Source organism: Paenibacillus sp. ClWae2A (assembly GCF_032452295.1).
Taxonomy (GTDB): domain Bacteria; phylum Bacillota; class Bacilli; order Paenibacillales; family Paenibacillaceae; genus Paenibacillus.
The window spans coordinates 89,149-106,914 of sequence record NZ_JAULSQ010000013.1 but is presented as its reverse complement, the minus strand read 5'-3'; the positions used below and the strand labels follow the sequence as shown (position 1 = coordinate 106,914).

15 protein-coding genes and 1 pseudogene are annotated in these 17,766 nt (G+C 50.3%); 10 read left to right on the top strand and 6 right to left on the bottom strand.

Going from position 1 to position 17,766, the window contains the following annotated elements:
• Positions 1 to 562 precede the first annotated feature (562 nt).
• Entirely contained in the window at positions 563 to 1,450 is an 888-nt protein-coding gene (locus QVE09_RS26360; RefSeq protein WP_315939202.1) for a hypothetical protein, read from the bottom strand.
• Positions 1,451 to 1,561: 111 nt separating this feature from the next.
• On the opposite strand from QVE09_RS26360, the gene QVE09_RS26355 reads away from it, so the two are divergent.
• The 4 genes and pseudogenes from QVE09_RS26355 to QVE09_RS26340 all read left to right on the top strand — a co-directional run bounded on the left by QVE09_RS26355 (position 1,562) and on the right by QVE09_RS26340 (position 4,897).
• Positions 1,562 to 1,990 (top strand): GNAT family N-acetyltransferase, encoded by a 429-nt coding sequence (locus tag QVE09_RS26355; RefSeq protein WP_315939201.1) that lies wholly within the window; start codon positions 1,562 to 1,564, stop codon positions 1,988 to 1,990.
• A 318-nt stretch (positions 1,991 to 2,308) separates the two neighbouring features.
• Positions 2,309 to 2,941, top strand: coding sequence for an NAD(P)-dependent oxidoreductase (locus tag QVE09_RS26350; protein WP_315939200.1), 633 nt, complete (start codon positions 2,309 to 2,311; stop codon positions 2,939 to 2,941).
• Between the two features lie 201 nt (positions 2,942 to 3,142).
• A pseudogene (locus QVE09_RS26345) lies at positions 3,143 to 4,740 on the top strand (NAD(P)H-hydrate dehydratase).
• The gene (locus QVE09_RS26340) at positions 4,730 to 4,897 is read left to right on the top strand and encodes a hypothetical protein (protein ID WP_315939199.1); all 168 of its coding nucleotides are present in this window, start codon (positions 4,730 to 4,732) and stop codon (positions 4,895 to 4,897) included. The pseudogene QVE09_RS26345 and the gene QVE09_RS26340 overlap by 11 nt, the downstream one beginning before the upstream one ends.
• 757 nt (positions 4,898 to 5,654) lie before the next feature.
• Here QVE09_RS26340 and QVE09_RS26335 read toward each other — a convergent pair.
• From QVE09_RS26335 to QVE09_RS26320, 4 genes are all read right to left on the bottom strand, one after another.
• Complete coding sequence (locus QVE09_RS26335) at positions 5,655 to 7,307, bottom strand: methyl-accepting chemotaxis protein (RefSeq protein WP_315939198.1); 1,653 nt, start codon at positions 7,305 to 7,307, stop codon at positions 5,655 to 5,657.
• A 26-nt stretch (positions 7,308 to 7,333) separates the two neighbouring features.
• Positions 7,334 to 8,341 (bottom strand): BMP family lipoprotein, encoded by a 1,008-nt coding sequence (locus QVE09_RS26330; protein WP_315939197.1) that lies wholly within the window; start codon positions 8,339 to 8,341, stop codon positions 7,334 to 7,336.
• Between the two features lie 366 nt (positions 8,342 to 8,707).
• Positions 8,708 to 10,318: a gamma-glutamyltransferase family protein gene (locus QVE09_RS26325; protein ID WP_315939260.1), complete on the bottom strand. Its 1,611-nt coding sequence runs from the start codon at positions 10,316 to 10,318 to the stop codon at positions 8,708 to 8,710.
• Positions 10,319 to 10,442: 124 nt separating this feature from the next.
• On the bottom strand, positions 10,443 to 11,342 hold the full coding sequence (locus tag QVE09_RS26320) for a glucose 1-dehydrogenase (protein ID WP_315939196.1): 900 nt from the start codon (positions 11,340 to 11,342) through the stop codon (positions 10,443 to 10,445).
• 156 nt (positions 11,343 to 11,498) lie between these two features.
• On the opposite strand from QVE09_RS26320, the gene fosB reads away from it, so the two are divergent.
• Complete coding sequence (gene fosB / locus QVE09_RS26315) at positions 11,499 to 11,918, top strand: metallothiol transferase FosB (protein ID WP_315939195.1); 420 nt, start codon at positions 11,499 to 11,501, stop codon at positions 11,916 to 11,918.
• Between the two features lie 135 nt (positions 11,919 to 12,053).
• Positions 12,054 to 12,257: a hypothetical protein gene (locus tag QVE09_RS26310; protein WP_315939194.1), complete on the top strand. Its 204-nt coding sequence runs from the start codon at positions 12,054 to 12,056 to the stop codon at positions 12,255 to 12,257.
• Positions 12,258 to 12,380: 123 nt separating this feature from the next.
• Here the strand turns inward: QVE09_RS26310 and QVE09_RS26305 are convergent, their stop codons facing one another.
• A complete protein-coding gene (locus QVE09_RS26305) occupies positions 12,381 to 13,631 on the bottom strand; it encodes a helix-turn-helix domain-containing protein (protein ID WP_315939193.1) in 1,251 nt (416 codons plus the stop codon).
• A gap of 183 nt (positions 13,632 to 13,814) precedes the next feature.
• Between QVE09_RS26305 and QVE09_RS26300 the strand changes: the two genes are divergently transcribed.
• The 4 genes from QVE09_RS26300 to lysA all read left to right on the top strand — a co-directional run bounded on the left by QVE09_RS26300 (position 13,815) and on the right by lysA (position 17,752).
• Entirely contained in the window at positions 13,815 to 14,006 is a 192-nt protein-coding gene (locus tag QVE09_RS26300) for a hypothetical protein (RefSeq protein ID WP_315939192.1), read from the top strand.
• A 121-nt stretch (positions 14,007 to 14,127) separates the two neighbouring features.
• Positions 14,128 to 15,138, top strand: coding sequence for a 3-oxoacyl-[acyl-carrier-protein] synthase III C-terminal domain-containing protein (locus QVE09_RS26295; protein WP_315939191.1), 1,011 nt, complete (start codon positions 14,128 to 14,130; stop codon positions 15,136 to 15,138).
• A complete protein-coding gene (locus QVE09_RS26290; RefSeq protein ID WP_315939190.1) occupies positions 15,077 to 16,465 on the top strand; it encodes a preATP grasp domain-containing protein in 1,389 nt (462 codons plus the stop codon). Before QVE09_RS26295 ends, QVE09_RS26290 begins: the two co-directional genes overlap by 62 nt.
• Entirely contained in the window at positions 16,466 to 17,752 is a 1,287-nt protein-coding gene (gene lysA, locus QVE09_RS26285; protein ID WP_315939189.1) for a diaminopimelate decarboxylase, read from the top strand.
• Positions 17,753 to 17,766 lie beyond the last annotated feature (14 nt).

The following is a 17,766-nucleotide window of genomic DNA, read 5'->3' as shown; positions in this document are numbered from 1 at the left end:
ATGGAAGGTTCAGGAGAGAATGTACGAGGTTCGTTTGCACTAGGCTTTTAATGGGCTGAACGTGCGTGGCTAGCTTGTAAAAGCTCTCCTTGACGAAGGCATACCATGTGGTAACCAACCCACGGATAGCAGCGTGCCAACCGTCGCTCGCATATGGACTCCCGCGCTTAGGGCTTCGGGGAAAAGCAGCTTTTTGTGATGGGCTTGACAAAAACGTTCATAGCAACGAATCTGAGACACGTTATATCGAAATATACGGCGTTTTAGAGCGTTTTTATCGAGCGATTTTGGGAAATAACGTGTCTGAGGTTCTTTACAATTTTGAAAGAGGCTGTAGAGGTAATATAAGACGTCCTGTGTTCCTTAGAAAATCGACTGGCTACTCAATAGGAACAGCCAGACGAGAGCTCGATAATTTTGGGACACTGACATTCATCATCGTATAGCATGCCGAGTAAGGAGACACGACCTGATCTGTGAAAATCCAGCCGAAGGAGGGCCGAGTCTCGTATCATCGAGGTGGATCTCTAAGATCAATGTTATGGAAGGAGCAATGCGTTAGTTATTCGTCGGTGTTGGTACCAGATGTACGACGTGTATTCCCTTCCAGCTCTGTAGAGACTTGCTTCGTTGGTTCCAGATCCGTATGTCCTGCGTAGGGGCGATCACTGCGAGAGCGTGTTCCGGTCAGACCAAAGCCTGAAGTGAACAAGATCAACTGTAATCCAAGGGCGTAGGGCGCAGCAACAGGTCCAATCAGATGGAGCAAGGAGCATAGCGCGATCAGCAAGGAGAGCATTTTGGTTACTGTACCTGGTATATCCCGGCGTGGGCTGGCCCAGAGCAGGTAACCATATATTATGGTGATCATTAGGGAAATTGCGCGAATCCATGGCAAGATGCTGTCCCATGAGTCCACATGCACGTCCAACATCTGCTGACGAAATACCAGATCTGTAACCAGAAACCCTGTAGCCGCCAGTGCGGCTGGTTCGGCTACGGGCCGAAGGATGGTCCAGAGCGCTGTGCCCCAATGATCTGCATGAGTCTCCCGGCTGAGTTCATCCGATAATACGGTGCATTCCCGTTCCAGTGCTCTGTGCATCAGTCCGATTCTGGCAGGATCATGATCCTTAATACAGTCACGGATCTGGTCCTGTAGCTGAGGGGATAGGTAAGATGCAGCTTTGCAGGCTAACATTGCCGTTATCAGATCGTTATGTTCGTGTTCCGACCGTTCATAATTCCGATTTTCCTGGATGGTAAGTTGTCCCAAGAGGGCTGTACTTATGTATAATGTATCTCGTATCCTTTGCATTCGCCTTTCGTGGCTGCGGCGAACTTCAGTGGCAGACCATATGTATATTCCCAGAAGCAAAGCCATGACGCCAAGAAGCACAGCCACAGCACCTGGGCGTGATGTCAGATCCTCAATCCAACGTTGAAACACACTTGTTCCTCCTTTGCACCAACTTCACGTATCATGAAACACGCTTCACGTAAGCTTTCTCTCACTATTACACAGGAAGTAGATGAATTCAAGCAGAAAGGGGCACAATTCATGGATCATGTGAGTATTGAACACACACCACCCGCAGCGGTGGAGTATCTTGCCTTACGGCAGATTTCGGGTCTTAGCCCGATGAGCAGGGAAGGAGCGGAGATTGGATTACCGAATAGCCTGTTTGCCGTATGTCTGCGTGAAGAAGATGTGCTGGTAGGTATGGGGCGAGTGATTGGAGATGGAGGTTGTTTCTTTCAGGTCGTCGATATTGCTGTACACCCGGATGTTCAGGGAATGGGGTATGGAAAACTGATCATGAGCGAGATTATGAATTATCTGCGTGAAGCAGTACCTGCCCGTGGTTTGGTCAGTCTGCTGGCGGATGTTCCGGCTGATCGACTGTATGCTCAATTTGGATTTGAATACACCAGCCCGAAATCGGAGGGCATGTGGTGGAGGCAGGGAGAAGAAGGACCGACTACCTAGCGGAACGAAAACTGAATTTTGGTGTGAGACTAAACTTCATATCATAATGAAATCATCTCAGTATAGCCGCATTAGCGGCTTTTTTTCATGATCTGTGTTGCTTGATCGTGGGGAGAGGGGATACTTCTGAGTGTCGGTGTTTCATCCGGTAGTGGAGTGAAAATTATTTTTCAACATATAAGCTGTAAGAGATAGGTTTACAAGTGTTCACATCCGGTTTAAGATGGCGTGAGCCGTTTAAGGTATATAACAATAGGATTAAGTATTAAAATAACGGTAAGTTGATGAAATGATATCTACAGAAAAGAGGGAATTCATATGAAAGTAGCCATTTTTGGAGCAACCGGAGCGATTGGCAAGATGATACTGTGGGAGCTGATGGATCGTGGGCATGAAGTGACAGCGGTGGTGCGTGACCCTTCGAAGATTGAGATGGTTCATGAGCGTTTGCGTGTAGAACAGGGAGATCTGCTTAACCCGGATCAGGTGGCTGATTTTGCAGCGGGTCAGGAAGCGGTTGTGAGTGCATATGGACCGAAGTTTGGTGGAGAAGAAGAGATGCTGGAAGTGACACGTTCGTTGATCGAGGGTGTGCGCCGGGCAAAAACAGGACGTCTGGTTGTGGTTGGTGGAGCGGGAAGTTTGATGACCGATTCCGGTGAGATGCTGATGGATACGCCAGGATTCCCGGAAGAAGTCAAACCACTGGCGAAAGCCCATGCAGAAGCATATGACCTGATTGAAGCATCGGGTATTCACTGGACCTACATGAGCCCTGCTGCGACAATCACAACAGGACGTCGGACAGGCCAGTTCCGGGTTGGCATGAACCGTGTGATTACGGATGATATCGGGGAAAGCTCGATTTCGGTTGGCGATTTTGCAGCGGCTTTGGTGGACGAACTGGACGATCCGCAATTTATCCAAGCACGGTTTACGGTAGGTTATTAAGCGTAGACAGGCTTTGGAATGGATAATTTAATCTGAAAGTCTCGTACACGGAATTGATAGAGTTTCCGATGATGTATCGATTGGATTGTGGTAACTGGATGGGGTAAGGGAATATAGTGATACACATATAGGATGTAGCTTTGAGGTGCGACGTTGCTACTTTTAGGTAAGAGATGAGCTTGTCACGGGGAGGGATGAACGTTGTTTATCGTAACCGCTGAACAGATGCGGGCTGTAGACGAGTATACTATTCATCAGCTCGGTATTCCGGCAGCAAGTCTAATGGAGAATGCAGGCCGCGCCATAGCCGAGGAAGTGATCAAGCTGTGCCGGGAAGTGCAGGCAGAAGGCTGGCTTGCGGATTCAGGGCAGCTGGGCTATAGCAGCAAGACAGATGCGAGGCGGGCACACACCGGGTCCGGTGATCGGCAAGGGTAATAATGGCGGCGATGGGCTGGTGGCCGCGCGCCATTTGGTTGAAGCAGGGCTTGGCGTGACATTGGTCTACGCCGATGCCCCTGATGCACTGCGGGGCGAAGCCGCAGTGCAACGGGATGCCGCCGCGAAGCTTGGCATCCCTGCTCTTGTCCACGGGCGCGAAGCCGTGGACTTCAGCCGGTGCACAGGCATCGTGGATGCGCTGCTGGGCACCGGCTCGCGGGGGGGCGCCGCGCGGAGCTTACGCGGCGCTGATTAAGGCGGCAAACGACAGCGGCAAGCCGGTCGTGTCCGCCGATGTGCCAAGCGGGCTGGACGCCGACACCGGAGAGGTGTACGAGCCCTGCATTCAAGCCCGGGTGACCGTATGTCTCGCGCTGCTTAAGCGCGGGCTGGTGCAGTACCCGGGCGCTTCTGCCGCGGGGCGCATTGTGGTGCGCGCCATCGGCATTCCCGCGCGGCTTGCGCCAGAGCATGGCCCCTCGGTCCGTCTGCTGACGGACGAGGTGCTGCGCCGTGCGCTGCGCGTGGACACAGGCCGTCTCCGGGCACCGGACGGCCACAAGGGCACCTACGGCCACGTATTGCTGGCCGCAGGAAGTCTGCCGATGAGCGGCGCTGGCCTGCTCTCGGCCAAGGCCGCGCTGCGCGCAGGCTGCGGGCTCGCCACATGGGCGCTGCCCGCGGCACTGCTGCCGCATGTCATCGGCACCGTGCCCGAGCTCATGCTTGCTGCCGCCTCCGATGGCGACAGCGGCGAATGGAACGCGGCTTCCGCCTCCACCGTGCTGCGTCTCGCGGAGAGCCGCGACGTGCTCGCGACCGGCCCAGGCCTTGGCCGCTTCAAGGGCGACACAGACTGGCTGCGCCGTCTGTGGCAACATACGGATCGTCCGCTCGTCATCGACGCGGACGCCCTCAACATGCTGGCAGACGCTGGCCCACATGGGCCTCGCGACTGGGGCCAGCGAAGTGCGGCGACAATCCTGACGCCGCACCCTGGCGAGATGGGCCGACTGCTGGGCATGTCGACCCAGGAGGTGCAGCGTGACCGCCTTGGACACGCTGCAAAATACGCCCGCGAGCAGGGCGTGACCCTTGTGCTCAAAGGAGCACGAACGGTCATCGCAACGCCGTCCGGCGAGGCGTACATCAACACCACCGGGCACGCCGGCATGGCGACTGGCGGTGCCGGAGACGTATTGACCGGCATCATCGCCGGTCTGCTTGCCCAAGGGTTCAGCGCGGAGCAAGCCGCCACGTTCGGCGTATATCTTCACGGACAGGCCGCCGAACGCGCAGCCCTGCTGCGCGGTGACCCATCGTCCCTGCTGGCCGGAGACATCATCGATGCACTGTGAGGATGGGGCAGTGGGGGAAGCTCGCGGTTTGGGGCTACTGCCCATGACGACCCATTTCCAAACTGCAAGTGATCCAATGAACCAACAAACCAGCGCACCAAAAGTAGACGAGTGCATGTTGCTCATTGTACATTGTCCATTGTTGAGTACCCAGTAATCAGTATTCAATGCCCAATGCCCTAGTGAACCTGACACACCTTATGCCATGGTTTACATCGAGGAGTAAAAGCTAACGAATCTCATCCACGTTATTTCTGCGTATTTCAGATAAAACACCTGAAAAACCAGGCTAAATTAGGGAATAGAGTGCCTGAGATTCGTTAGATTTTATAATCCGCAATTAGTGGCACAATAAGGTTTGCTCAGTTCGTTAAACGTTTGGATCTGAAACGCTGATGCCTTGTTATCTATATAATTTGAACTAAAGAATATTTACACTGGACACTCCGGTGACAGAACAACCTTCCGATCGCTGATATCTCCAGTGTTTTATTCCTTTTATAAAGGGGGAAATCCGGGGATTGCGTATGCTTCCGAAGCAGCTTTCTTTCAGAAAGCTTTTAGGCGTAGCGTATGCTTTAAAAGTAATTTTCTTACAGAAAACTTGTAGCTCCGCTTCTTCAGGTTCTTTCTGTCCTCTCTGTTTTGTGTAAATGTTTAGTTCAATTTATATACTTTCATATCTTTGAAACGAATTAATTTTTAGAAGAACATCGATTAATTACTGAAAAGGGGAGCCCTGTCATGATTTATGACGGAGGCTCCCCTTTATTTGTTTGTATGTTCACGATAGCTGATCCTGGCTCGCCTATAACCTGCCCATAACCTGCCCATAATCTGCCTATAATCTGCATCTAAACGACATCTAAACGACATCCGGCCTACGTCCGTCCCGAATTCTCCCTGTATCCTGCTTACAGTCGGAATCGAAGTAGTTCCTGATGCATCTCTGCGCTGATATCACGCAATGACTTCACCTTGATACTTGCATCAGCGAAGGAACGTTGTTGTTCCGACGTGGAGGCGGTGATCTCTTCACTGCTGGCAGCCGACTGCTCGGTGATGGCACTGATATTTTCAATGGCCTGTTGCACCTGTGTACTGAGTTCATTGGAGTGTTGCATGTCCTCAGCAAGCTGATGGATACCCGTACTAATGCGCTCTACACTTTCACGAATAGCAGAGAAAGATTCGCGAGTCTGGCTGGTGGCTTGTTCCTGTTCGCCGAATAACTGCTTGCTTTGCGCTACAGAGTTCTTCACCTTGTCCATGGAGGTTGTGATCTCTCCCACAGCCGCATAGATATGCTTGACCGATTGAGCAGATTGTTCGGCGAGTTTATTCACCTGGCCCGCAACAACAGCGAAGCCACGTCCGGCTTCTCCAGCACGAGCAGCCTCTATGGAGGCATTTAACGAGAGCATGGTCGTTTGTTTGGCAATCTCCGATACATATGCTGTCATCGTGGTGATTCGAACCGCGCTTTCTTCCAGTTCCCGCACCGTTTGTTCCACCTCGGCCATCGCCATGCGATTCACTTCGGCCAGGCGGAGTTGCTCTGCTACTGCCTTATTACCTTCCTCAACGGTAGTTAATACTTCACGACCATCGATCACCGATTGGGAAGTGGCCTCCAGATTGCTATTGAAGGTAGACTGCATTTTGTCCACAACCATCACCGTCTCACTCAGATCCTCGGCAATCTTTTGACTGCCAATCGAGAGTTCCTCCGTGGTGCGGGATACTTGCTGCACAATCGCTTGGGCTGTATCGTTGCCGCGGTCAATATCTTGCGCCATCAGATCGACACGATGACCCGCCGCACCAATCGATTGAATAATGCCGCGGATATTATGGGTCATGATCCCGAAGGAGCGACTCAGGTCATCGAGTTCATCTTTGCCCCGAGCTTCCGGTAATTGTCCGGTCAGGTCGCCGTCCGCAATTTGTCCCGCGGCGTCTTTGAGTGTTCGAATACGCTTGGCGATCTGACGTGAAGTATACATATTAAACAGCATCACGGCGACAAGCAATACGATGGCTCCACCGAGAGCGACTTCCCACGTTTGCTGGATATCATGTTCCAAATCGACGGTGTATTGATCATAACGATCCCGAGTCATCTCATCTAACGAATAGATATCATTCTGTATGCCCCGAACCCGAGTGCTATAACGTTTCGCTTCCGCACTGTTCATCGCGCTCATCGCTTCGGTGGCTCCCTGGTTGAGAGTTGTTAACTTCGTCTCGATGGACTGAATAAGTTGTAACTGCTGATCCGTTTCCAGCAATCCGTCCGTAAGTTCTTGAATCATCGTCTGACCTTCATCCAGCAATCGAAGCACGGCGTCCTGGTTTCCTGCTGTCATGGAGAACGAATAGACATCCAGCGCTTGCTGGGTCTGAATCTGATTGGCATTCAGTTCACTAACCTTGAGCATGGCGGGTACCAGATTTTGATTTTTGGCATTCATACCGAGCAATTGCATGATGATATATGCGACCAGCGCAAGGCATAGAAGTAGTGAGATTAGAGCATTAAGTATCAGTTTTCCCTGTAGTTTCATGGGCGTACCTCCTTGTATCCGATGGGTTATTGATCAAGCGTAATTTTGATTTGACCGGAAGAGATCTTTGCTTTCAGATCTTCGAAGGTTTGCTGTTGTTCATCACTGAGCGTGATATTATGTAGAGCAGTCAGACCCACAGCGTTCTCCGCCAGCCCCTCCACGATTTCCTTTTGAGGGAAGGTATGATTGTTTTGAATAAACGTGTTAACGGCATTATAGATAGAGACATCCACATTTTTTAGCATGGACGTAAGAATGGCTTTTTCCGCCAAAAAGAATTGATCGGTATCTACACCGATGGCGTATTTCCCTAATTTCTGAATCTCCGTCAGTGCGCCTACGCCTGTGAGACCGGCAGCTACGTAGATCACGTCAGCGCCCTTTTCCTGAATCATCTGTGCAGCCAGTTGTTCACCGAGCTCGGCATTACCGAAGTCCCCTGCGTAGACAGCATCAACGGTTGCATCCGGCTTGACAGCCAGAACACCTTGCTTAAAACCCTGCTCGAAATTACGAAGGACCGGTATCTCCATTCCACCAAGGAAGCCGACATGATTTTCCGTTGAAGCCATAGCAGCAATAACGCCTGCCAGATAACTTCCTTCTTCCGCCCGGAATGAAATGGAGGCAATGTTAGGCAGTTCGGACTTACTGTCAATCATGAGGAACTGCTGGTCAGGATATTTGGATGCAACTTTCTCCATATCCGCTTGGACCGTATCACTTAGGCCGATAATCAGATCGAATTTGGCTTCTGCAAACTCTTCAAATGCAGCTTCGGCATTGTCGCCCGGTTCACGATAGTCAAAGACAATGCTTTTCTCATTTCTGGCCTGAACCAGTCCATCAAAAGCAGCATCATTAAAAGAACGGTCACCCAGACCCACTTCCGTAAGCACGATCCCAACCTTTGTTCTTGTGTCTGTTGCCGTTGTTGTATTGTTGGCTGAACATGCCCCCAGGATCAGTACCGTCAGGATCATCATTATGGTGAGACCTAGACCTGCGCGTCTGTTCTTGTTTGTTTTCATGTGTGGTACCCTCATTTCTGTAGTCGCATTTTTCTGTTTTGCATGGTTCCTTAGCTCCAGGGAATGACGTGTACATGATGACACATATGGTGAGGATTTCCCTCTATCTATATCGGTCAGAAAGGCACTGTGATTTATGGTATGTAGTGAAAATTTACGAAAAAATAAGTATTTTTCATGAATTACACATTATTTTTACATTTCTCTGGTTAAAAGGGTACATAAATATCTACAGTATGTTGTTTACTGATGTTAGAAGTCGAAAAAAGGCACAAGAGAGATGACATGAATCATCTCTCTTGTGCCATAGAATAGCACCCTATACGGATGATAAGGTGATCATCCTATTATAAAATGACGCGAGTTTTACCAAGCCGCAATCGAGCCATCCGCTCGGGTTTCCGTACCCCCGCATAATACGCCATTGTCCGGGTTGCGCCAGATGATCTGACCGCGTCCAAACTGGGATGGATCGAGTGCCACTTGAATATCATGTCCTTTGCGGGCGAGTGCCTGTGCAATGTGCTGCGGGAAACCCGGTTCCACGAGAATTGTTTTGCCCTTCGTCCACTGCCAGCGTGGAGAATCCAAGGCGGCCTGTGGGTTCAGGTGATAATCGATCGTATTCATGACCACCTGCACATGACCCTGCGGCTGCATGAAACCGCCCATGACACCGAATGGCCCAACCGCTTCACTGCCACGGGTGAGGAAACCCGGAATGATCGTGTGATAGGTTCGTTTACCTGGCTCCAGGGCGTTCGCATGATTAGGGTCCAGTGAGAAATTATGTCCGCGATTCTGCAAAGCAATGCCTGTCCCCGGAACAACCAATCCAGAGCCGAAGCCCATATAGTTACTCTGGATAAACGAAACCATGTTGCCTTCACCATCAGCCGTAGCCAGATAGACTGTCCCACTTGCTCGTGGATCGCCTGCCTCAGGTGCACGTGCGGTATCACCAATGAGTTTGCGCCGTTCTTCCGCGTATGCTTCGGACAGCAGTTCCTCCACCGTGATACCCATTTTGCGTTCTTCGGTAATATATTTCTCCCCGTCGGCAAATGCCAGCTTCATGGCTTCAAGTTGTTGATGATACGCCAGAACGGATTCTTTCTCGTCGAACTCGTAACCTTTCAACAGATTAAGCGCCGCGAGAGCAATCAATCCTTGTCCATTCGGCGGAATCTCCCATACATCGTAACCACGATAGGAGACGGAGATGGGATCAACCCACTCGGGCTGAAAAGCCTTCAGATCTTCGCGAGTCAGATAACCACCGTGTTCATCCATAAAGGAATGAATGCGTTCCGCCAGTTCTCCTTCGTAAAAGTCTCGCGCTTCGCTCTCGCCAATCTGGCGCAAAGTCGCCGCATGATCCGGCGAGCGCCACATCTCTCCAGCTGCGGGAACACGCCCGCCTGGAGCAAATGTCTCAAACCACGCACGCCCTGCCTCCGCATCACCCTGGCGTGCATAGATCTCGGCTGCCCTTGCCCAGTGGCGGGCCAGCCCAGGCGCAAGCGGATAACCTTCCTCCGCATAGCGGATGGCCGGTTCCAGCGCTTCCGCCAGCGTGAGTCGCCCAAAACGGCGGCTCAGCTCAGCCCAACCCGCCGGTGCGCCAGGCACCGTCACCGGAACAACCCCAAGCTTCGGCATCTCCGTATAGCCTGCCGCTTGAAGCGCCTCAATGGATATGCCCTGAGGCGCAGGGCCGCTGGCATTGAGGCCATGCAGTTTGCCCTCGGTCCAGACGAGGGCAAAAGCATCGCCGCCAATGCCATTGGACGTTGGCTCCAGCACCGTGAGTGCTGCCGCAGTTGCAATGGCGGCATCGATGGCATTGCCGCCTTTTTTCAATACATCCAGACCGGCTTGTGCAGCCAGTGGCTGAGACGTGGCGACCATGCCTTGTTTCGCATACACAGGCACGCGGTAAGAGGGGTACGGTTGGTAGAGTGGATCGAAGTTCATCAGGTTGTTCAGCTCCTTGTCGCTAGATGTCAGGCTCCGGCATAACCGGATCATACTCCTAACCCTCTTCGCAACTGGACAACCGATATCCTGCCACACCTGCCAAATCCAACCTGACATCAGCCTATGTCGTTACCATATCGCCGCCATTGACATGAATGCATTCACCTGTGACGTAGGATGAATCGCGGGAAGCGAGATAAACGTAGGCTGCCGCCAGTTCGTAAGGCTGACCAGCTCGACCCATGGGTGTATCTGTTCCAAATACCTGTACATCCTCCGCGGAGAAACTGGCAGGGATGAGCGGTGTCCAGATGGGTCCCGGGGCGACGGAATTCACACGGATTCCCTGTGCAGCGAGCGATTGGGCGAGTACTCGAGTCAGCGACACGACAGCTCCTTTGGTGGAGGAATAATCGATTAACTGGATGTTGCCTTTGTATGCCGTAATGGAGGCCGTATTGATGATGGAGGCACCTTTGCACAGATGGGGGAGAGCGGCCTGAATCAGAAAGAAATAGGCGAACACATTTGTTTGAAAGGTGTGGTACAACTGCTCTTCCGTAATATCAACAATGCTTGGTTGCACATACTGTACGCCATGGTTGTTGACCAGAATGTCGATCTTCCCGTAGGTTTCCATCGTCGTGCGTATGACGGTTTCGCAGTTTTTCTTTAAGCGGAGGTCAATCTCGATTAAGAGACAGCGCTGTCCCAATTCTTCGATCCGTTCACGAGTCCTTTCGGCATCTGTCCGTTCATATAGATAAGCGATGACGATATCTGCACCTTCCTTGGCAAAAGCGATGGCGGCCGCCCGTCCGATTCCACTATCACCACCCGTAATAATGGCAACTTTGCCTTGGAGTTTGCAGCTGCCGATGTAAGCAGGATCTTCACTAATCGGTTCAGGCACCATCAGGGTTTCCAGACCGGGTTGCTGGTCCTGATGCTGGGGTGGAAATGCCAGCTTTTGCTCCTTGCACACCGTTTTCTCACCATAAAAAGGATAGACAGGATTCATTCGCTTTACATCCTCCTCGAACGTTCATTGATACGGATAACCTATGCATTCGCCCAGAAGAAGGTGCGAGAGGAGGCAGTCAGGCTGTTGTTTTTTGCACAGGATATACCATAATAAGGATAGATCCTTAAAATCGATGGAGGTGTCAGAAGCCACATGAATATTCAGGGAATGAATCATTTGTGCTTTTCCGTATCCAATCTGGAGCGGTCTATTACCTTTTATGAGCAGGCTCTCGGTGCCCGAATTCAGGTGAAAGGACGCAAACTGGCTTATTTCGAGCTTGCCGGTCTGTGGATCGCCTTGAATAAGGAGGATGTTATTCGCAACTATACGGAACGAACCTATACCCATATTGCATTTACCGTCAAAGAAGAGGAGTTCGACGCGTCTGTGCAGCAGCTGCGAGCAGCGGGGGCTGACATTCTTCCCGGAAGGCCGAGAGATCCGCGGGATGCATTATCCGTTTATTTTACCGATCCGGATGGACATCTGTTCGAACTGCATACAGGTACGATGAAGCAAAGGCTGGATTATTATCGCGAAGACAAAGCTCATATGACCTTTTATACATGAGTTTCATATGCAAGTGGAGGTAAATGGTGATTAACGTATTTAAAGTCATTGCAATTATCCGTACAATACGTCTTAGGTTGCCAGGAATCCCTGGTGGATGATGCTACCCAATTATAAACATGAGGAGAGATGAGCATGGAGAGTAAAGGAAGCAAATTCGTTACAATGGTAAGTGAACTCTGCATGATTACCATCATGCTCCTGCCTTTTATTACAGGACAGCTTCATGTTTCGGAGGCATATGCAGGGTCAGTTAAGTCTAGTGGTCAGCAGGGACCAAAACATGCCGTATCTATGCAAACGCTGCTGGATCTGAATGATCCTGTACCTGTTCGATGAGAGGTTGATCCTGTACCCGTTCACCGTGGATTCCCGGAAGTAGGGTCCCTGTTCAGAGACCCTAAAAATCCATCCGTTCATTTCTCGATGTCCTCAGTTGTTAGATGAAGAAGGTATCTGCTTTTATTTGATAAATGACTTATAATCCTCGTAGTTCATTTTACGATCCTGAAGGCTTAGCAGAAGAAGTTGATGGCTGATGTCAGCCTCGCGGTTTGCATAGATGCGTTTAAGCAGATCGTGACTCATTCTTAGAAAATAATAGCCTTCATTACTGTTGTTTTTCTCATGAAATACAATACCTAGCAAGCGATACAGTTTGGCACGAAGCATCCCTTCATCTTGCTGATCGAGCAGTTGAAGGGCTTCTTTGATGATGGCCTCTGCCTGTTCTGGCTCACGCTGCTCCAAATAAATTTTACTGATTTCCTCCAATATGGAAGCCTTCTTGTGGGGAAGATTGCGTTTGTCGTAAATTCGTGCGCATTCATCCAGCAAGGGGAGGGCTTCTTTTTTTTGCCCCATATGAAGCTGGATCACGGCCAGGTTGTGAAGTGCCAGAACATAGGATTCACTTCTCGCCTGTTTATAGGCCTGTACGGATCTCTTGGTCCAGTCATAACTTAACAACATGTGTCCGTCCTGTTCCGACATATAATATGCTTTGCCCAAACCCAGCGTAATCTCGCCATACAGTTCCGGTTGCCCCGCCATTTGGGCTTCCTTCTCCGCTTTGAGATAGTAGTTCAACCCCTCATCCACATTGCCTAGCCTTAAATGGGTTGTGCCAAGAAAGGTCAGCGATTGGATATGTTCTTCCTGTAGATGTTTGAGTCTGCTGCTGTACGTATACGCCTGTTCATAATGTTTCCGGGCAGCATGAAACAGCTCTGCATGAAAAGCTGCTCTCCCCATTTCAAGATAATATTCAACAATACGTTCCCTGTCACCCGTTCGGATGACTGTAAATGCTGCGTTTTCCCCTTCATCCAGAGCTTGGCGATAATCCCCCAGCCTGTTATAACTTCGCAAAATGAGCAGGTAGGCTTCTGACTGATCCGATGTATCCTCCGTCAGTGTCAGCGCTTTATGAGCTATGCGGATACAGGCAGAATCATTCTGCTCGGCATAATAGGATTTGGCCTTGTCCAGTACAGCCCCCCCAATATCCGTATCTGTCGATGCACTTCCTCCCAGAAAAAACTCCATAGGTGTATTGAGCCTTCTGGCAATAATTTTCAACATACGCTGCGAGGGAACGGCCCTGCCTTTTTCAATAAGGCTGATGTAAGAACGCGTCATATCCTCACCTGCCAGTTGCTTCTGAGACAGTCCAAGCTGCTCCCGGATTTGCCGGATTTTGGGTCCGAGCATGATCGTTCACCGTCCCTTGAATATAGTTTGATTGGAATGGAGATGTGATTGGTATGTCGGGTTCATCGCGTGTGCAGAAGCAGGGTAAGGAGAGTGAGAGGTTCATTTACCTCCATTTACAGTTTAAATCCAATTTGGGAGATTATAGAATCAGAGTATCTAAGATGAAAGGAGGAGATATGAATGGTCATTAAAGCGACTCCCATTACACTGGAGCAACTGAAACGCAAAGAAATTGAAGCAGCACAATTGGAAACGAGTGGACTGGGCGAGGCACGTGAAGTCAGTGCACGCGCGGCTTCCGCTCGCGCAGTTGAAGCCCGTGCTGTAGCGGCTCGTGCTGTTGAAGCTCGTGCAGCGGCGGCTCGTGCCTGATTTTTCCTACTTACTTATCGTATTACGCTAGATTCATAGATGGGAGCTTCTGCGGAAGCTCTTTATCTCCCTATAGTTCAGTGAGATTCGTACGTTAGTGATAACGAGGTGTCTGAAGCCGATGCATATCAAGCAAATATGGTCTTACATTCCGGAGCACATTGTGCCAATCAGGGAACTGAACGAGGTGCTGGGACTTAATAATGCCCAGACAAAGGTACTGGAAAAAATTCACGGCTTGAAACAGGTTCGGCAAGACAGGGATGGAGACCTGGCTTCGTTGCTTGGGCGCGTATTAACCCAGGTGGTGAATACTCCTGAGATCGCTCCCAACTCGATTAAGTATATCATTTATTGCCACACAATTCAGGAAAATTTTCCCTTTCCTATGAAAGTTTTGCAAGCCCTGAAACGGGCTTACGGGTTGCAGCATGCCATCGCGTTTTCGCTTACGCAGCAGAACTGTGCATCGGGCTTAATTGCCCTGAATGTTGCCGAGACATTGCTGCCTTCATTGGAAGCGGATGATCATATTTTAATTTTGACAGGTGAAAAAACATTTAGTCCTGTTGTGCAATTGATTCCCAATACCACCGTAATGGGAGAGGCATCAGCCGCCGTGCTGGTGGGCAACAAGGGCAATGGAAGCCGTGTTGTTGGACTTACGAGTATTACACTGGGCCAATTCTGTAATGTATTAACGGGAACCCCGCAGATTCTTAGGGAATTTCAGGAGATCTATACTCCTCGGTTATGTGAAGCCATTGTTGCAGCCGTGGAGCAAGCGGGTCTGACGTTGCAGGATATTCGATACATCGTGCCACACAATGTGAATCTATCCTCGTGGAAGAAGGTGGCGATCCGTTTATCCTATCCTCTTGAACGCATATATACATCCAACGTGCAGGAGATTGGTCATTGCTTCTGCTCGGACCCATATATTAATCTCCAAGCCATTCTGGAGCAGAAGTTGTTGCAACCAGAGGAGTATTATCTGCTTGTAACTGTGGGACTTGGAGTTACATTCAGCGTAGCGGTGATGCAATATGCAGGAATAGGAGGGAATAGCCGTGACCACCGTATTGACGGATTTTTCGAGCAAGCTCAAGTGGGCGTTAACGGGCCAGTATGACGTTACTTTTGTCTATCTGAACAATTTTGAGGTGGAGGAGTACTGGAGTGAAACGGATATTCTCAAGCTACCCTCATTAAGCATAGGCTCGGCTGCGGATGTCGTTAATCGGATGGAGGAACTGGGTGTTTTCCTCGCTGGAGAGAACGATATCATCCTGCTCAAGGGTCCGCCGGATCAGGGATTCATGGCAGATGCACAGGCTCTTGGGTTTGGGCGCTCCCGATGCATAACGGTGGAGCACAATGATCCGGCAATGAATATTACCGCTAATCTTCTGAATTGTCCAAGAACTGTGGACAAGCTGCGAGAACTGTCACAAGCTGCTGGAACGAATGCTTATCTGGTTCCCTTTGGTACCTCGGATCAGGAAGAGGAATTCTCACGACAGACCGGAATTCCGCTGGCTGTTCCATCCTCAGATATCTTCCGCAAGGTGAATGACAAGGGGTATTCCCGCCGTCTCAACGCGGAGCTGGGGATTCGCCAGATTCCTGGCGTTGAGTGCACGTCTTTGGATGAACTGGTGTCCGGTTTCGATCAGCTAAAGTCTGTTCTAGAGCAGGGTGGACGGCTTGTGCTGAAGGATTCCATGGGAGTATCAGGCAAGGGAATTACCGTCATCACCGATGAAGCCAGGTTTCACAAATGCATGAGCATGCTGGAGAAACAAGCAAGCAAAAAGGGAATTCGGCAGATCAACTACGTGCTTGAACAATGGATTGATAAAATCTGTGACCTGAATTACCAGATTCTCATCGATCGATCCGGTGGAGTAGAGTTTCTTGGCGTAAAGGAATCGTTGGTAGAGCAAGGCGTGCATCAGGGGCATCTCATGCCTTCACGGCTCAACGATGTTCAACTTGAGGTCATTGACGAAGCGGCCATGCGAATTGGAGCAGCTCTATATCGAGATGGATATTATGGCATTGCCGGCATGGACGCCATTCTGGACGAGGACGGTACAATCTGGCCCAATCTTGAGATTAATGCCAGGTTTAATATGTCTACCTATCAGACCAACATTCAACATCAATGGCTACCCGAAAATAAATTTGGGCTGGCGAAAAAATATACGCTCCGCCTTAATCAACTGCTGGAATACGGGCTACTTCGTTCCAGGCTGGGTGAGTTGATGTTTGAACCGAAACGTGGTGAAGGATTATTGATCAATAATTTTGCCACAGTTAATGCGGCATTCAGAAGTGAGGGGACCTTGTTCTCCGGACGTTTGTATGGCGTGATTATTGCGTCCTCCCCTGAACGGCTGGGAGTAATCGATGAAGCGATAGAAGCCGTCCTATCTTCCATGAACGAGGTGATGTAATTGTCTACGGAATATCAGATTCAGCAGTTGCCTGTTTCGGACATCGCCGAGAGATTCGGGACCCCACTGTATGTATATGACGGGGATGTGTTGCAACAGGTGTATCAGGAGCTCAGGGGATTGCTTACGCCTCAAGTGGAGCTGTTCTATTCATTGAAGGCGAATCCCAATATTTCGATCGTAAACATGCTGCGGGAGATGGGAGCACAGGCAGAGGTGTGTTCCCTGGCCGAATTGCATACGGCTGTACAGGCTGGAGTAGCGCCAGAAAGCATTATTTTTCTGGGGCCGGGAAAAAGTGATGATGAGATTACTGCATGCATAAGTCTGGGCATATATGCGATTGTATGTGAATCGTTTCAGGAGCTGGAGCGCATTGAGAACATCGCTGCAAGTGAGGGGCGAACCGTGTCGGTAGCGCTGCGAGTAAACCCGTCTTTTTCTGTTAAAGGCTCTAGGCTGACCATGGGTGGCAAACCACGTCAGTTTGGTATGGATGAACAAAGTGTGCTCCAGGGGAAAGAACAGTTCGAGAGCTTCTCTCATCTGGAGATCATGGGACTTCACGTCTACATGGGAACCCGCATGTTGGATGTAGAGCCGATCGTTCAGAATACCCGTCATATTCTGGAACTGGCTGAACGAATGGAGAACGAGCTGGATATCACGCTACGTATGGTCGATGTAGGTGGGGGACTGGGTGTGCCCTACCATGAAGGTGAGCAGTTTCTATCCATAGCCACACTGACAGAACAGTTGAATCCAATGTTCGAATCGTTTCGGCGAAATCATGCCAACACCCGGCTGTTTATGGAGCTTGGGCGTTATCTGGTAGGCACCTGCGGTATGCTGGTCAGTCGTGCCCTGTACGTCAAGCAATCGTATGGAGAGCACTTCGTCGTAACTGATGGTGGAACGAACTGCCATATGGCGGCGGTGGGCACAGGTTCTTACGTGAAGCGTAACTTTCCGATTGCCTCCCTGACGCGTTATGGCGAGTCCCCTGTAGCCGAATACAATATTACGGGTCCTTTATGTACGCCCAACGATGTTGTTGGGAAGCGGGTACTACTTCCACCTGTTGAACGGGGCGATCTAATCGGCATTTTTCATTCCGGAGCCTATGGACCAACAGCTTCTCCCACACACTTTTTGAGTCACGGAAGTCCGGCGGAAGTTCTGATTGTCGCTGGGGAGGCTCACTTGATCCGTGAGCGAGATACTCCGCAGGATCTACTGTCCAAGCAACGTTTGATTAAAGTGTCCCACACGGCAATAACCAATTGATGAGGAGAGATGAT

Excerpts from the sequence above, each read along its gene's own strand:
- QVE09_RS26295 (WP_315939191.1), top strand. The coding sequence starts at position 14,128 with ATGCATATCAAGCAAATATGGTCTTACATTCCGGAGCACATTGTGCCA.
- QVE09_RS26305 (WP_315939193.1), bottom strand. The coding sequence starts at position 13,631 with ATGCTCGGACCCAAAATCCGGCAAATCCGGGAGCAGCTTGGACTGTCT.
- fosB (WP_315939195.1), top strand. The coding sequence starts at position 11,499 with ATGAATATTCAGGGAATGAATCATTTGTGCTTTTCCGTATCCAATCTG.
- QVE09_RS26320 (WP_315939196.1), bottom strand. The coding sequence starts at position 11,342 with ATGAATCCTGTCTATCCTTTTTATGGTGAGAAAACGGTGTGCAAGGAG.
- QVE09_RS26350 (WP_315939200.1), top strand. The coding sequence starts at position 2,309 with ATGAAAGTAGCCATTTTTGGAGCAACCGGAGCGATTGGCAAGATGATA.
- QVE09_RS26300 (WP_315939192.1), top strand. The coding sequence starts at position 13,815 with ATGGTCATTAAAGCGACTCCCATTACACTGGAGCAACTGAAACGCAAA.
- QVE09_RS26325 (WP_315939260.1), bottom strand. The coding sequence starts at position 10,318 with ATGAACTTCGATCCACTCTACCAACCGTACCCCTCTTACCGCGTGCCT.
- QVE09_RS26340 (WP_315939199.1), top strand. The coding sequence starts at position 4,730 with ATGCACTGTGAGGATGGGGCAGTGGGGGAAGCTCGCGGTTTGGGGCTA.
- QVE09_RS26310 (WP_315939194.1), top strand. The coding sequence starts at position 12,054 with ATGGAGAGTAAAGGAAGCAAATTCGTTACAATGGTAAGTGAACTCTGC.
- QVE09_RS26335 (WP_315939198.1), bottom strand. The coding sequence starts at position 7,307 with ATGAAACTACAGGGAAAACTGATACTTAATGCTCTAATCTCACTACTT.
- QVE09_RS26355 (WP_315939201.1), top strand. The coding sequence starts at position 1,562 with ATGGATCATGTGAGTATTGAACACACACCACCCGCAGCGGTGGAGTAT.
- QVE09_RS26330 (WP_315939197.1), bottom strand. The coding sequence starts at position 8,341 with ATGAAAACAAACAAGAACAGACGCGCAGGTCTAGGTCTCACCATAATG.